The following is a 13,346-nucleotide window of genomic DNA, read 5'->3' on the forward strand; positions in this document are numbered from 1 at the left end:
GTTCAGAGCTCCTCGTCCTCGGCGCCCTTCGCCATGGGGCGCATCAGCGGGAAGAGCAGGACGTCCCGGATGCTGGAGCTGTCGGTCATCAGCATGACCAGGCGGTCCATGCCCACGCCCAGGCCGCCGCAGGGGGGGAACCCGTGCTCCAGGGCCTCGATGAAGTCCTCGTCCAGGAGCATGGCCTCGTCGTTGCCGGCCTCGCGCTCGGCGAGCTGGGCCTCGAAGCGCTCCAGCTGCACGACGGGATCGTTGAGCTCGGAGTAGGCGTTGGCCAGTTCCATGCCGCCGATGAAGAGCTCGAAGCGGTCCACGAACCGGTCGTCCCCGGGGAGGTTCTTGGTCAGGGGGCTCAGCTCCACGGGGTAGTCCGTGATGAAGGTGGGCTGGATGAGCTCCTTCTCGGCGTGGTGCTCGAAGAGCGCGCCCAGCAGGGCGCCGGGGGTCTGCTTCTCCGCGTCCTCCACGTGGGCCTCCCGGGCCAGGCGCAGGATCTGGGCGTCGTCCTCCAGGAGGGCCCGGTCGAAGCCGCCGTAGTGGGCGGTGGCGTCCTTGAGGGTCATGCGGCGGAAGGGGGTGCGGTAGCTGATGAGCCGGGGATTGCCCTCGGCGTCCACGCCGTAGGGGCGCTCCACGGCGCCCAGGTGGCCCGCCACGGTCTCGAAGAGGTTCTCGGTGAGCACCATCACGTCCCGCAGGTCCTCGCCGGCCGCGTAGCTCTCCATCATGGTGAACTCGGGGTTGTGGCGCATGGAGACGCCCTCGTTGCGGAAGCTCCGGTTGATCTCGAACACCCGCTCGAAGCCGCCGACGATCAGGCGCTTGAGGTAGAGCTCGGGGGCGATGCGCAGGTAGAGGGGGATGTCGAGCGCGTTGTGGTGCGTGACGAAGGGCCGGGCCGTGGCGCCGCCCGGGATGGGCTGCATCATGGGGGTCTCCACCTCCAGGAAGCGCTGGCCCTCCATGTAGCTGCGCACCTTGGCGATGATTCGGCTGCGGGTCTGGAACGTGAGAAGGACGTCGGGGTTGGCCACCAGGTCCAGGTAGCGCCGGCGGTAGCGCACCTCCTTGTCCTGCAGCCCGTGCCACTTCTCGGGCAGGGGCTTGTGGGCCTTGGTGAGGAACTGGATCCGCTGGGCCCGGACCGACAGTTCGCCCATCCTGGTGCGCATGACCGGGCCGGTGACCGAGATGAAGTCGCCCAGGTCCAGCAGCTTGACCACCTCCCAGCCGGGCTCGGCCAGGTCGTTCATGCGGAAGTACACCTGGAGCTTCACCCCCATCTCGGTGATGGTCGCGAACACGCTCTTGCCCATCTCCCGGATGGCGATCACCCGGCCCATGACGCTGACGACCTTGCCCAGGGCCTCCAGCTCCTCATTGGTGGTCTTGGCCCCCTCCCGGTCGTGGGCCTCCAGGAGGTCCCCGATGCCGTGGGTGCGCTCGGCCTTGCGGGGCCACACGTCCAGACCCAGGGCCTTGAGCTTCTCCAGCTTCTCGATGCGGACTTGGCGGTACTGGCTGAGCTGCATGCGGTCTCCATTCCTTCGGGGCAAAAAACCAGTTTATCGCGGGAAGGCCTCTTTTCAGCCCTCTCTTGGCACCAGGAGCACCACCCCCAGGCTGGCCCCGCCCAGGCAGATGGCCGTGAAGGCCCGCCCCCGGAGGGTCAGGGGTCCGGGGCCCGCGGGCACGTGGTCGGGCCCGGGGGCGGGAATCCCCCGCCACGCCGCCTCCAGGGCGGGGTCCTCCAGGAAGATCACGTCTCCGGGCCCGGGCAGGCCCTTGCCGGCCCAGCCCGGGGTGGCCTCCATCACCAGCCCCGAGACCCGGTCGACGAAGGCCGCGGGCGCCGTCAGACCCCGGAAGGCCTCGCGGTAGCGCTCGAAGGCGCGCCGGGCGTCCAGGTCCCGGGCCTCCAGCTCGTCCTCCAGGCGGATCTTGGCCCGCCAGTAGCGGTGGGCCAGCACCGAGGCCAGGAAGAGCGCGGCCACCAGGAGGAGGACGCCGCCGTCCACCTTGTGGGGCCAGGGGGGCAGCTGGAGCAGGAACGCCATGGAGGACCTCGGAGTCAGGCCTCCAGTATAGTCAGTCCCCCTTCACCGCCCGGCCGCAGTACCCCATGCCCAGGAACGGGGTGAAGAGGAACTCGAACCCGTCCCCGACCCTGCCGGTGGCCAGCAGCCCCAGGAAGGCCCGCGAGAGGATCCGGGGGCGCACGCCCCGCAGCGTGTCGACGGCCAGCCCGTGGCGGCCGCAGATGCCGCGCAGCTCCGAGGGCTTGAGGAACAGGTGGTACACGTGCATGTGCTCCGGCGTGTTCCGCACGAAGAGCCGCACCCCCTGGATGGCCACGAGGCCGGCCAGCGGGGTCCGGTTGAAGGTGTGGAAATAGAACCACCCGCCCGGCTTCAGGACCCGGGCCGCCTCCCGGATCACCGCGTCCCGTTCCTCGAGGTGCTCGAGGAAATCCATCATGCACACCACGTCGAAGCGCCCGTCGGGGAAGGCCAGGCTCCGGGCGTCCATGGGGAGGTAGGCCACGGTCCCGGTGGGGTCGTGCCCGCGGGCCACGGCCAGGCTCTCCCCGGACAGATCGATGCCCGTGACCCGGTGGCCCGCCGCCGCCAGGGGGTTGGCCAGGAACCCCGCCCCGCAGGCCACGTCCAGGACGTGCGAGGCCGCGGGCAGCTCCCCGAGGATCCAGGCGGTGCGCAGGCGGGACTCCGCCCGCAGGAGGGCCACGGGATCGTCGTCGGCCTCGTACCAGCGCTCCCCCAGGCTGTCGTAGACGCGATTGTCGATCTCCGGCCGGCGCCGCCGGCCCGCCCCCGCCAGGGCCTGCACCACGAGGAAGGCGCCCACGAGCGCGACCTGGAGGCCCAGCGCCCCCCGGGGGCCGCCGGCCACCCACACCCAGGCGGTGGCCAGCAGGACCAGGGGGTGCAGGATGAACAGCACGGCGTGCACCCAGTGCTCCCAGGCCGTGCACAGGCGCTGGTGGACGAACTCGTCCTTGGTGATCAGCAGGCAGGAGAAGGCCGCCAGCGCCCCGTAGGCGCGAAGGTGACCCCCGGTCGGCGCCAGGACCAGCGGCAGCGTCAGGCACGCCAGGAACACGGCGGTATCCAGCAGGTGGCCCGCCCATTCCCACCGGGGCACGTCCCGCCACCGGTGGAAACCGAACTCGTCCACGCCCATGGTCAGCCCCTGCAGGGCGAAGGGGAGCAGGGCCAGGGCCGGCGCGCTCACCCCGCCTTCCGGAGGAGGGCGCCCGCGATGGTGAGCCCGGGCCCGAAGGCCAGGGAGACGACGAGGGTCCCGGGCGCCACGGCGGCGTCGGCCAGGATGGCCTGCCACACGTGGGGCAGGGTCGCCGAGGACATGTTCCCGTGGTCGCGAAGGATGGCGTTGCTGGCCTCCACTTGCGCGGGGCGCAGGCCCAGGTGCTCGGCGAGTTCGTCGATGATCCGGGGGCCCCCGGGGTGGATGGCGAAGACCGCGTCCCGGAAAAGAGCTCCGGCCGTGCGGCCCGCGCCCGCCGCCAGATCGTCCAGGAAGGGGCCGAGGGCCGCGCGGATGTAGTCCGGCACCTTGCGGCTCAGGGTCATCTGCATGCCGGAATCGGAGACCATCCAGGTCATGGCGTCCGTGGTCTCCGGCGCGATCTCCTCGCGGGTGGCCAGGAGCTCGAGACCGGGCCCCTCCGCCCGGGAGACGGAGTAGCGGATCGCGCCGTCGGCGAACAGGGTCTGCACCACCAGCTGCTCGGGCTGGTGCTGGGCGGGATCCATGTGCAGCGTGCACAGCTCGGTGTGGACCACGTCCACCCTGGCCTTCCCCCGCTCCAGGAGCCCCGCCGCCAGCCGGATGGCTGGCATCGCGGCGTAGCAGCCCATGTGGTAGGCGTGGATCACCTCCGTGGAGCGTCCCCACCCGCGGTGCGCCACCAGGCGCTGGGCGCCGCTGGGGGAGACGTAGCCCGTGCAGGTGACGTGCATGATCACCGGCGGCGGCTCCAGCTCGTCGGTGTAGAAGGATTCGAAGACGCGCCCGCACACCTCCCCGTAGAACCGGCTCCGCTCCCCGCAGGGCCTGCCCGAGGGGAATTCGTTCAGCCGGAAGATCCGCATGCGGTCCCAGTCGGTGTGGGTGAAATCGTCCAGGAAGGCGCCCCGGGCGCTGATGCGGTCGGTGCTGCACCCGAAGCGAAGCACCAGCTTTTTCAGCTTCCGGGTCAGCGCCTCCCGCGCCTCCTCCGAGTCCGGGCGCTGGAGCGTGAGTTCCGCCCGGGCGTGGGCCGCGGCGATCCACTCCAGGATGTCCCCCTGGGCGGCCTGGTGCGTGGGAGACTGATTCTGGAAACCCTGGAGAAGGATCGGGAGCTGGGTCATGGAAGCCTGCCTCATGGAATTCAAGCGCCTGCCGGTCGGGGAAAGGGAATGCCCAGGATGGGCATGCACGCCCAGGTCAATAATGGGCCTGTCCTGAAAAATTGCTCTTTTTTTAACAATCAAAGCGGGGCCCGGAAGCCGCCCGCCCCGGGGATGTCCGTCAGGCCCTACATTCCCAGCGCTTGCGTCCACTCGTAAGATTCCGCGAGACCCCTCAACCGGTCTCAGCTCCCGGGCCGGGCCGCCCAGGCGCCTGCGCGAATATGCCGCTATCTCCCGGCCCGGGGCCTGCCGATAGTCCAACCAGGAGTCGAGGCCAGCTCGCGTGGGACCCGGACTCTTCGCTGACTTGCCGATGGAGATGCCATGCAGATGCGGGTGCGGTCCCTGTTCCTTCCCTGCCTGCCTTTCTGCCTCCTGGTGGCCGGTCCCGTGACGCCGTCCTCCCGGCAGAACGGGGCCGGCCCCATTCCCCTCACGCGGGTGACGGGGGGCGCGCCCGCTCCCTCCCTTGCGTTCCTCACCTGCCTGGGCGCCGCGGAGCGCGGGGACACCGAGGCCCAGGCCCGGGTCGCCTCCATGTTCTTCCTGGGCGAAGGCGTTCCGGCCGATGTGCGGGAGGCCGTGGCCTGGTATCTCCGGGCCGCGGCGGGGGGAGATGCGAAATCCATGATGATCCTCGGCATGATGCACGAGGATGGCGACGGCGTGTCCCGCGACCCCGACCAGGCCCTCCGGTATTTCGTCATGGCCGCCCAGCGCGGGGACCTGGACGCCCAGGTCAAGCTCGGCGTGAAGTACTACCTGGGCGAGGGCGTGCCCAGGGACCTGCAGGAGGCCCGCACCTGGCTCCAACGGGCCGCCGTCCAGGGCGATGCCTACGCCCAGGGCTGCCTGGGGCTCATGTACGCCGTGGGGGAGGGGGTTCCCCGGGACCCCACGGAAGCCTACGCCTGGCTCACGCGCGCCGAGGCCGGCGGGAACCGCCAGGTCGCCCAGCCCCTGGAGACCCTCAAGCGGGATCTCACGCCGGACCAGCTCGAGCAGGGCCGGCGGCGGGCGGAGGCACTCGGGGCGGGCCGCCCCGCGGAGACGGTGGCAAGATAGATCCTGTCGGAGGCGGCCTTGCTGGACACCCTCTATTTCATCCTCGTCGTCATCGTCTTCTTCGGGCTCGTGCTGCACGCCATCCACCAGGAGGAACGGCGGAAGACCGACCGCCGCCAGGAGGATCGCCCCGTCGCCGTCGAGCGCAGGATCGGGGACCGGCGCGGCAATTCGGCCCTCGCCTACCTTGCGTGGGGCCTGCGCACCCGGTGGCGCAGGCTCACCCGGTAAGGGCGCGGAGCAGCACCACGCCCGCGGCGCCCACCAGGACGGCCCCCATGCCCTTGATGAACCATTCCACCGAGGCGGGGCTCCACCGCCCCTTGAACCTCCTCACCAGCCAGAGGAGCGTGGAGAACCAGCAGACGATCCCCAGGAACACCGCCAGGGCGAAGGGCACGGCCCGTTCGGGGGACAGCGTGACGAGGCCCGTGGCGTGGAGGGCCGCCAGGGCCGCGGTCCAGGTGACCAGCAGCGTGGGGTTCAGGGCCGTGAGGAGGAAGCCGCCCAGGAGGCTGCGCTTGGTGCCCTTCCGGCGTTCCGGCTGGCCCGGCGGAGGGCCGGGCTTGGGCTTGTGCAGCAGGAGGATGATGCCCAGGACCAGGCAGAGGACGGCGCCCACGACCCTGCTGGCGGGCAGGACCCGGGGGTGCCGGTCCAGGACCGTGCTGAGGCCCCAGAAGGCCGCCAGGGAATAGATCCCTTCCGCCACCGCCCCGCCGATGGCCACGAAGCGGGCATGGCGGGCGTCCTGGTTGAGCCCCAGCCGGAGCACCAGCAGGGCGATGGGCCCCGCCACCGGCATGGACCCGATGAAACCGAAGGCGAATCCGACGAGGATGGCGACGACCATGGGGAAATATACCGCGGACTACCGGAAGTCCACGTCGTCCGGCAGCTCGTTCCGGTCGGCCTCGCCCCCCCAGGGGAAATGCTCCGCCAGCCGGACCCCCACCAGGTGGATCCCCTCCACCAGTCCTTCGGTGAAGGCGCCCCGGGCAAACTGGGCGGTCAGACATGCGGCCACATCGTTCCAGAAGGCCTGCCCCACCTTGGCGTGGATGCCCGCGTCCCCCAGCACCACGAAACGCCGGCGGCTGGGCACCACGAAGATGAGGACGCCGTTGCGGTCGGCGGTGGCCTCCATGTGGAGCCGGCTGAAGGCCCTGGCGGCCGCCTTCTCCACATCGCCCCAGAAGAACCGGGACACCGACACCCGGACCTCGCCTGAGGAGGCGCGCTCCGCCTCCCGGATGGCCTCGACCACCTTCCCGGCGTCCACGCACTGCCTCAGGCGCCTGCGGCTCATGCCCCACATGACGGTCCTCCGCGCTTCACCATGATCCCGATGCCCCCCCGCCGCCGGAGCTGCCCCCGCCGCCGGAGAACCCGCCTCCGCCGCCTCCCCCGCCCCCCCCGCCACCCCGGCCCGAGGTGAGGATGTCGAGCAGGAGGTAGATGGCCATGGACGGGTGGGTGGCCAGCAGCCCCAGGAAGGCCAGCGCCAGCAGCCCGATGATGATCTTCGTCCCGAGGCCCAGCGAGGCGAAATCGAAGGAGCCTCCCTGCGGGCGCCGGGCCTTCGCCGCGGCGGCGTCGCCCCCCGCCACCTTGAGGATGCGGTCCACCCCCTCCGTGATCGCCCTGTCCGGGTCGCCGGCCTTCAGTCCGGGGATGATGCTCTCCTGGATGATGCGGTAGGCCACCACGTCGGGCACCTGCCCCTCCAGGCCGTAGCCCACCTCCATGCGCACCTTGTGGTCCGCGGCCAGGACGAACAGCACCAGCCCGTCGTCCAGGCCCTTGCGGCCCACCTTCCAGGCCGCGAAGGCCTTGACGGTCCAGTCCTCCAGCGGGTCCCCGCCGGTGGTTTCGCCGATCCACACCAGCACCTGGTGGCCCGTGCCCTGCTGGTAGGCTTCCAGGCGCCGGTCCAGGCCGGTGCGCACCGCGGGCGACAGGAGGCCGGGGCCGTCCGTCACCCACCGGGTGGGGGACGGCGGGGGCGCGGCCCCGAGGATCCCCGCCAGCAGGCAGAGCAGGACCAGGAGGCGCCGCATGGCGGCTAGAAGGCGACCTTGGGCGCGGTCTCGGAGCCGGCCTGGGCCTTGAAGTAGGCCTTGTCACGGAACCGGTCGCCGAAGAACCCGGCGATGAGCAGGGTGGGGAAGCTGTTGCGCTTCGTGTTGAAGGCCTGGGCGGCCTGGTTGAAGCGCATGCGCTCGACCGCGATGCGGTTCTCCGTGCCCTCCAGCTGGGCCTGCAGCTCACGGAAGTTCTGGGTGGCCTTGAGGTCGGGGTACTTCTCCACCACGACCATGAGCCGGGAGAGGGCCGAGCCCAGGCCCTCCTGGGCCTTCTGGAAGGAGGCCAGGGCCTCGGGGGTGGCCGGGGCCTTGCCGCCCAGGTTGATCTGGCCCACCTTGGCGCGGGCCTCGGTGACGGCCGTGAAGGTGTCCTTCTCGAAGGCCGCGGCGCCCTTCACCGTGGCCACGAGGTTGGGCACCAGGTCGGCCCGGCGCTGGTAGACGTTCTCCACCTGCCCCCACTGGGCGTCCACGCCCTGGCCGAGGCTGTTGAGGGAATTGTAGGAGCCCACGGCGCTCAGCCCCAGGATCACGAGGAACAGCACCAGGATGCCGCCGCACCCCAAAGCGATCTTTCCGCCCAGTCCCATGTTGCCTCCGATGATTGCCCTGCCAGCATACCCCCATTGCCCTTTCGCAGCGGGACCCGCCTATGATGCAGGTGGGGGGCCCGCACGCATGGATCTGGTTCTGGTGGCCATACATCTGGAAGCCTCGGCCCGGGCCGTGCCCCTGGGACCGGCCATGCTGGCCTCCGTGCTGCGGCGTTCCTTCGGCGCCGAAGTCGCCGTGCGGGTGCTGGACCTCTACCTGGACCAGACCCCCGAGGCCTGCGCCGACCGGATCCTGGAGGACGCCCCCCGGTGGGTGGGGTTCTCCATGTACCTCTGGAACCGCGACCTGACGATGGCCGTGGCCCGGGTCCTGCGGGCGCGCCGGCCGGACCTGGTGATCTTCGCGGGCGGCTCGGAGGCCACCGCGGACCCCGAGGGCGTCCTGGGCGACCCCTCCATGGACCTGGTGCTCCCCGGGGAGGGCGAGGACCTCATCGTTGAGGCCGTCAAGCACCTGCTCCGGGGCCAGGACCCCCGCGCCCTCCAGGCCACCCTCCGCCCGGCCCCCGTGGCGGACCTGGCCGCGCTCCCCAGCCCCTACCTGGACGGGACCCTGGACCCTTCGGCCTACCCGGGCCAGCTCTGGGAGCTGAGCCGGGGCTGCCCCTTCAAGTGCGACTTCTGCTTCGAGTCCCGGGGAGGCACGGGCACCCGCCGCGTCCCCATGGAGCGGGTGGAGGCCGAACTGCGCCTGTTCGAGGCCAAGGGCGTCAGCCAGATCTTCGTGCTGGACCCCACGTTCAACTTCGACCGCGCCCGGGCCAAGGAGGTCCTGCGCCTCATCGCCGCCGAGGCGCCGGCCATCCACTTCTTCTTCGAGATCCGCACCGAGTTCATCGACCGCGAACTGGCCAGGCTGTTCGCGTCCATCCGCTGCACCCTCCAGATCGGCCTCCAGAGCGCCCACGACGCCGTGCTGAGAAACATCAACCGCCGCATCGACCCGGATGAATTCGAGAGCCGGGTCCTCCTGCTCCACCGCGCCGGCGCCACCTACGGCTTCGACCTCATCTACGGCCTGCCCGGGGACGACCTGGAGGGCTTCAAGGCCAGCCTCGACTACGCCCTGGGCCTGGCGCCCAACCACCTGGACATCTTCTGCCTGGCGGTGCTGCCGGGCACCCGGCTCTTCGAGACGGCGGCCTCCTTCGGCCTGGAGCACCAGGCGGCGAACCCCTACCTGGTCACCGCCTCCCCGGGGTTCCCGCCGGAGGACCTGGCCCAGGCCGCGCGCATCGCCCGGGCCTGCGACACCTTCTACAACGACGGCAAGGCGGTGCCCTGGTTCGCCATCGTCCAGGGCGCCCTGGGCCTGGAGCCCTCCGAACTCTTCCGCCGTTTCGCGGACCACCCCGGGTCCGGGGACGTCATCGGCCTGCAGCGCGACTTCATCACGGCCCAGTTCGAAGCCCTCGGGCTGGAGGCCCAGGGTTCCGTGGCCGCGGACCTCATCACCTGGTTCGGCCTCTCGGCGCGCCTCGCCGACGCCGAGGCGCGGCGGGAGCCGCTGGCGGGCCCGTGCAGCGGGTTCTTCGCCCACGACCCCGCCCTCCTCCTGGACCAGCTCGCCGCGGGCATCACCGAGCTGGAGGACCTGTCCTTCGTCCTGCCCGCGGACCCCGGGGAGCGGATCCTCCACTTCAGGGACGGCGAAGCCTGCCTAGCTGAGCCTCGCTGAGGCCGCCACCGTCTGGTCCACGTGCACCACCAGCGCGCCGCCAGGAGCGGCCTCGGTCACCGCGAAGTGGACCAGGGGGTTGACCGCGGGCCCCAGGAGGTTGCCGCCGGAGAGGTCGTACTGGCTGCCGTGGCAGGGGCAGGTGATCTTCGTGCCCGCCGGGAGGTCCACGGTGCAGCCCTGGTGGGTGCAGATGGCGGTCATGGCGTAGATGCCCGAGGCGTCCTTGATGAGGAAGAAGTTCGCCAGGTTCCGGTAGTCGCGGACCGTGCCGTCGGGGGCGGCCAGGAGGGCAGCCTTGGTGTCCTGGGTCGTCACGCCCCCGGCGGGAGGCGGCGGAGGGGGGGCGGCGGTGGAGCCTCCTCCGCCTCCCCCGCAGCCGCAGGCCAGGGCCATGCCGCACACGGCGGCGCCCAGGCAGAAGGTCCGGCGGTCGAGTTGGAGGGTGGTTTCGGGCGCAGACATGGCTTCTCCCAGGGGGGGTCGGGTTCGGCCCTCCCCCGCCGCGGGGGAGGGATGGCCCAGCATCCATCCGGGAAGGGGGTCCCTCCAGATCCGCTTCGGGAATAGCGCCCCATCCGGTCCCTACCAGCGCTCCGGAGCTCCCGGGGCGACGGGGGCCAGGGCCAGGTCGTGGAAGTCGTAGCTGAAGTCCGTGGACGGCGAAACGGCCTTCATGGCCACCCGGGCCACCTTCCCGGCGGCGTCGAGGGAGAAGGTGACGTAGGCGTCCGCGTCGAGGGTGCGGTCCTTCCAACGCACCACGAAGGTGTCGTACTGCCAGTGCTCCAGCGTTCCCGAAAGGCCCGGGGTGTGGGTGAACCGCATGGCCAGCTTCCCGCCGGAGGCCTCCACGAGGACGTCCCCGTACCAGGGGTCCCGGTAGCGCCCCGCATAGCCCTCCAGGGGCAGGGCGGGCTTCGAGGCGGCGTTGCGGGTCCCGGCGGCCTTGGCGACCTCCTCCTTCGCCCGGGCCTTCTGGGCCGCCCTCACCTCCTGGAAGGCCGCCACCCAGTCCTTGGGCGGCGCGCCCAGGTAGTGGTCCAGCACCGTGTTCGTGACGGCCTTGAAGGCGGCGCCCTCCTCCTGGTTCGTGAGCACGATGACGCCCAGGTTGCGCCCCGGCACCATGCTCACCTCCGTGACCATGCCCTTCAGGCCGCCGGTGTGGGAGACCAGGAGGTGGCCGCGGTAGGTCCGCACGTCCTCGCCCATGGCGTAGGCCAGGAAATCGGACCGCGCCTCGGCCAGCGCCGCGGGGGGTTCGCCGTGGGGGATCAGGGTCAGGGGCGTCCACAGCTCCCGGGCCCGCTTCTCGCTGAACAGGCGCCTGCCGCCGCCCAGGTCCCCCTTGGCCAGCAGCGCCCGCACCCAGCGCGTCAGGTCCTCGGCGGAGGCGACGATGGCCCCGGCCGGGGCGCTGTTGTCCATGACATCGTGTTCCACCGGCGCAAGCTTGTCGCCGTCCATGGCGTGGGCCGCGGCCACGTCGTCCCCGGTCCGCACGTCCCGGATGCTGGTGCGGCTGGAGGCCATGCCCAGCGGCCCGAAGAAGCGCTCCCGGATGAACTCCGCCCAGGGCCGGCCCGAGACGGCCCGGATCACCTCGCCCGCCACCGTGTAGAGGATGTTGTCGTACGCGTAGGCGCTCCGGAAGCTCGTGGCCAGCGGCACGAACCGCAGGCGGTGGACGATCTCCTCCCCGGTGAGGTCCGTCGGCGGGAAGAACATCAGGTCCCCGGCCCCGAGCCCCAGGCCGCTGCGGTGGCACAGCAGATCCCGGATCCGCATCTCCCGGGTGACGTAGGGATCGCTCATCTGGAAGCCCGGGAGGCGGTCCACGACCCGGTCGTCCCAGGCCAGCTTCCCTTCGTCCACGAGCATGGCCAGGGCCGAGGCCGTGAAGATCTTCGTGTTGGAGGCGATGGCGAAGAGGGTTCGCGGGGTCACGGGGGCCGGGTCGCCCAGCCTGCGCACGCCGTAGCCCTTGGCCAGGACGACCTTGCCGTCCTGCACCACCGCCACGGCGATGCCGGGCACGTTGAAGGCCGCGCGGGTGCGCTCCACGGCGCGGTCGAGGTCCGCCTGGGCGGCGAGGGGGAGGGCGAGGATCAGCGCCGGCGGGAACCAGCGGGTTGGAAAGGTCATGGCGGACTCCGGGGATGCCCGCCCATGGTACTCCCCGCACCGCCCCGCGGGTCAACGCGGGGCGGCGGGAAAGCTACTTCTTCTTCTTGGCCGGCGCCGCCGCGGCCTTCTTCACGGGCTCGGCGAGCTTGCTGGCGAGGTCGTTGCCGCGGCTGGTGGCACCGTGGATCACGGCCGGCTTGGCCTTCTTCGGCTTCTTGTCGTTGGACATGCTTTCTCCTTGAGGGTCCCCTCCGACAGCGGCGCGGACCTTCCCACCCAGCATGGCCCCAAAGGCGCGCAGGGGTCGGCTTTTTCCAGACTAATCTTTGACGGCCCAGCGCAGCTTGGCCGACGAGGAACGCGGATTGTCATGGCGCTCCTGGAACGAGGGGCGGATGGGCTCCGGGGCGACGTCCCGGTAGACGCCCGCCCGGTGGCCTTCCAGGAAGGCCTTCTTGACCCGACGGTCCTCGCCCGAGTGGAAGGTGAGGATGGCCACGCGCCCCCCCGGCTTCAGCGCCATGGGCAGCAGGGACAGGAACTGGTCCAGCACCTTGAGCTCGTCGTTAACGGCGATGCGCAGGGCCTGGAAGGTGCGCTGCAGGCTCGCGCGCGCCTCGTCCTCGGGGAGGACGCCCCGCACCAGCCGCGCCAGCTGCGTCGTGGTGGCCACGTCCTGCCCGTCCAGGGCGGCGGCGATGGCCTCGGCGTGGGGTTCGTCGGAGTTCTCCACCAGGAGCGCCGCCAGGTCCTCCCGGGCCAGGGCCTTCAGCAGGGCCGCGGCGGACCGCCCCCGGTTGGGGTTGAGCCGCAGGTCCAGGGGGCCGTCGCTCTTGTAGGTGAAGCCCCGGGCGGGGTTGTCGATCTGCATGCTGGAGACCCCCAGGTCCGCCAGGACGAAGTCCAGGCCCCCGCCGGTCTCCGGCAGGAGCGCGGGGAGCCCCGCGAAGTTCATGCGCTTGACCACCAGGACGTCCTCGCCGAACCCCAGGGCCCGCAGGCGGGCCTCGGTGCGCGGCAGCTCCAGCGGATCCACGTCCACGCCGAAGAGCCTGCCCCCGGGCTGGATCCGGGCCAGCAGCTCCTGGGCGTGGCCGCCGTAGCCCAGGGTGGCGTCCAGCCCCACCTCGCCGGGCCGCGGATCCAGGCACGCCAGGATCTCCGCCACGCAGATGGGCCGGTGGGTCCCCGCCGGCGTCTGCCCGCGGTCCATGACCTTCTGCAGTTCCGCGGCATGCAGGTCGGGGTTCAGCTCCTTGTACTTCTCCTCGAACCGCCGGGGGTGGGTGCCCTTGTAGCGGATCCGGCGTTGTCTCGGGGGCGGGGCATCGGTCAT

The 13,346-nt window shown here is 71.3% G+C and carries 15 protein-coding genes; 3 read left to right on the forward strand and 12 right to left on the reverse strand.

Annotated features, from left to right (window positions below; translation table 11 throughout):
* Nucleotides 1-2 precede the first annotated feature (2 nt).
* Genes lysS through RAH40_RS10720 form a run of 4 tightly spaced genes read right to left on the reverse strand, consistent with a single transcriptional unit; the run spans nt 3 to nt 4,394 of the window.
* Nucleotides 3-1,532 (reverse strand): lysine--tRNA ligase, encoded by a 1,530-nt coding sequence (gene lysS, locus RAH40_RS10705; RefSeq protein ID WP_306602106.1) that lies wholly within the window; start codon nt 1,530-1,532, stop codon nt 3-5.
* Between the two features lie 54 nt (nt 1,533-1,586).
* A complete protein-coding gene (locus RAH40_RS10710) occupies nt 1,587-2,057 on the reverse strand; it encodes a hypothetical protein (RefSeq protein WP_306602107.1) in 471 nt (156 codons plus the stop codon).
* A 31-nt stretch (nt 2,058-2,088) separates the two neighbouring features.
* Nucleotides 2,089-3,252 (reverse strand): bifunctional 2-polyprenyl-6-hydroxyphenol methylase/3-demethylubiquinol 3-O-methyltransferase UbiG, encoded by a 1,164-nt coding sequence (ubiG, locus tag RAH40_RS10715; RefSeq protein WP_306602108.1) that lies wholly within the window; start codon nt 3,250-3,252, stop codon nt 2,089-2,091.
* Nucleotides 3,249-4,394: a 3-oxoacyl-[acyl-carrier-protein] synthase III C-terminal domain-containing protein gene (locus RAH40_RS10720; protein WP_306602109.1), complete on the reverse strand. Its 1,146-nt coding sequence runs from the start codon at nt 4,392-4,394 to the stop codon at nt 3,249-3,251. Before RAH40_RS10720 ends, ubiG begins: the two co-directional genes overlap by 4 nt.
* A 366-nt stretch (nt 4,395-4,760) precedes the next feature.
* Between RAH40_RS10720 and RAH40_RS10725 the strand changes: the two genes are divergently transcribed.
* Complete coding sequence (locus RAH40_RS10725; RefSeq protein ID WP_306602110.1) at nt 4,761-5,501, forward strand: tetratricopeptide repeat protein; 741 nt, start codon at nt 4,761-4,763, stop codon at nt 5,499-5,501.
* 18 nt (nt 5,502-5,519) lie between these two features.
* Nucleotides 5,520-5,732 carry a hypothetical protein gene (locus RAH40_RS10730; protein ID WP_306602111.1) on the forward strand — a complete coding sequence of 71 codons (213 nt, stop codon included), beginning with the start codon at nt 5,520-5,522 and terminating at the stop codon, nt 5,730-5,732.
* On the opposite strand, the gene RAH40_RS10735 is transcribed toward RAH40_RS10730, so the two are convergent.
* The 4 genes from RAH40_RS10735 to RAH40_RS10750 are packed head-to-tail and all read right to left on the reverse strand — an operon-like array spanning nt 5,722 to nt 8,178.
* Nucleotides 5,722-6,354: a LysE family translocator gene (locus RAH40_RS10735; protein WP_306602112.1), complete on the reverse strand. Its 633-nt coding sequence runs from the start codon at nt 6,352-6,354 to the stop codon at nt 5,722-5,724. The two genes, RAH40_RS10730 and RAH40_RS10735, sit on opposite strands and share 11 nt — an antisense overlap.
* Nucleotides 6,355-6,372: 18 nt before the next feature.
* Nucleotides 6,373-6,819 (reverse strand): TPM domain-containing protein, encoded by a 447-nt coding sequence (locus tag RAH40_RS10740; RefSeq protein WP_306602113.1) that lies wholly within the window; start codon nt 6,817-6,819, stop codon nt 6,373-6,375.
* A 16-nt stretch (nt 6,820-6,835) separates the two neighbouring features.
* Nucleotides 6,836-7,561 (reverse strand): YgcG family protein, encoded by a 726-nt coding sequence (locus RAH40_RS10745; RefSeq protein WP_306602114.1) that lies wholly within the window; start codon nt 7,559-7,561, stop codon nt 6,836-6,838.
* 5 nt (nt 7,562-7,566) lie between these two features.
* A complete protein-coding gene (locus RAH40_RS10750; RefSeq protein WP_306602115.1) occupies nt 7,567-8,178 on the reverse strand; it encodes a LemA family protein in 612 nt (203 codons plus the stop codon).
* Between the two features lie 88 nt (nt 8,179-8,266).
* Between RAH40_RS10750 and RAH40_RS10755 the strand changes: the two genes are divergently transcribed.
* Entirely contained in the window at nt 8,267-9,880 is a 1,614-nt protein-coding gene (locus RAH40_RS10755) for a B12-binding domain-containing radical SAM protein (RefSeq protein ID WP_306602116.1), read from the forward strand.
* Here the strand turns inward: RAH40_RS10755 and RAH40_RS10760 are convergent.
* The 4 genes from RAH40_RS10760 to rsmH all read right to left on the reverse strand — a co-directional run bounded on the left by RAH40_RS10760 (nt 9,863) and on the right by rsmH (nt 13,346).
* Nucleotides 9,863-10,345, reverse strand: a complete 483-nt coding sequence (locus tag RAH40_RS10760; protein WP_306602117.1) for a Rieske (2Fe-2S) protein — start codon at nt 10,343-10,345, stop codon at nt 9,863-9,865. The two genes, RAH40_RS10755 and RAH40_RS10760, sit on opposite strands and share 18 nt — an antisense overlap.
* Nucleotides 10,346-10,465: 120 nt before the next feature.
* A complete protein-coding gene (locus RAH40_RS10765; protein WP_306602118.1) occupies nt 10,466-12,028 on the reverse strand; it encodes a serine hydrolase in 1,563 nt (520 codons plus the stop codon).
* Nucleotides 12,029-12,101: 73 nt separating this feature from the next.
* Nucleotides 12,102-12,239, reverse strand: a complete 138-nt coding sequence (locus tag RAH40_RS10770; RefSeq protein WP_306602119.1) for a hypothetical protein — start codon at nt 12,237-12,239, stop codon at nt 12,102-12,104.
* 90 nt (nt 12,240-12,329) lie between these two features.
* Nucleotides 12,330-13,346: a 16S rRNA (cytosine(1402)-N(4))-methyltransferase RsmH gene (gene rsmH / locus RAH40_RS10775; protein WP_306602120.1), complete on the reverse strand. Its 1,017-nt coding sequence runs from the start codon at nt 13,344-13,346 to the stop codon at nt 12,330-12,332.

Source organism: Geothrix sp. 21YS21S-2, assembly GCF_030846775.1.
Classification (GTDB): Bacteria; Acidobacteriota; Holophagae; order Holophagales; family Holophagaceae; genus Mesoterricola.

What these genes read in the sequence shown, in the direction of transcription:
- lysS (WP_306602106.1), bottom strand. Translation starts at nt 1,532, where the DNA reads ATGCAGCTCAGCCAGTACCGCCAAGTCCGCATCGAGAAGCTGGAGAAG.
- RAH40_RS10710 (WP_306602107.1), bottom strand. Translation starts at nt 2,057, where the DNA reads ATGGCGTTCCTGCTCCAGCTGCCCCCCTGGCCCCACAAGGTGGACGGC.
- RAH40_RS10720 (WP_306602109.1), bottom strand. Translation starts at nt 4,394, where the DNA reads ATGACCCAGCTCCCGATCCTTCTCCAGGGTTTCCAGAATCAGTCTCCC.
- RAH40_RS10725 (WP_306602110.1), top strand. Translation starts at nt 4,761, where the DNA reads ATGCAGATGCGGGTGCGGTCCCTGTTCCTTCCCTGCCTGCCTTTCTGC.
- RAH40_RS10735 (WP_306602112.1), bottom strand. Translation starts at nt 6,354, where the DNA reads ATGGTCGTCGCCATCCTCGTCGGATTCGCCTTCGGTTTCATCGGGTCC.
- RAH40_RS10740 (WP_306602113.1), bottom strand. Translation starts at nt 6,819, where the DNA reads ATGTGGGGCATGAGCCGCAGGCGCCTGAGGCAGTGCGTGGACGCCGGG.
- RAH40_RS10745 (WP_306602114.1), bottom strand. Translation starts at nt 7,561, where the DNA reads ATGCGGCGCCTCCTGGTCCTGCTCTGCCTGCTGGCGGGGATCCTCGGG.
- RAH40_RS10750 (WP_306602115.1), bottom strand. Translation starts at nt 8,178, where the DNA reads ATGGGACTGGGCGGAAAGATCGCTTTGGGGTGCGGCGGCATCCTGGTG.
- RAH40_RS10755 (WP_306602116.1), top strand. Translation starts at nt 8,267, where the DNA reads ATGGATCTGGTTCTGGTGGCCATACATCTGGAAGCCTCGGCCCGGGCC.
- RAH40_RS10760 (WP_306602117.1), bottom strand. Translation starts at nt 10,345, where the DNA reads ATGTCTGCGCCCGAAACCACCCTCCAACTCGACCGCCGGACCTTCTGC.
- RAH40_RS10765 (WP_306602118.1), bottom strand. Translation starts at nt 12,028, where the DNA reads ATGACCTTTCCAACCCGCTGGTTCCCGCCGGCGCTGATCCTCGCCCTC.
- RAH40_RS10770 (WP_306602119.1), bottom strand. Translation starts at nt 12,239, where the DNA reads ATGTCCAACGACAAGAAGCCGAAGAAGGCCAAGCCGGCCGTGATCCAC.
- rsmH (WP_306602120.1), bottom strand. Translation starts at nt 13,346, where the DNA reads ATGACCGATGCCCCGCCCCCGAGACAACGCCGGATCCGCTACAAGGGC.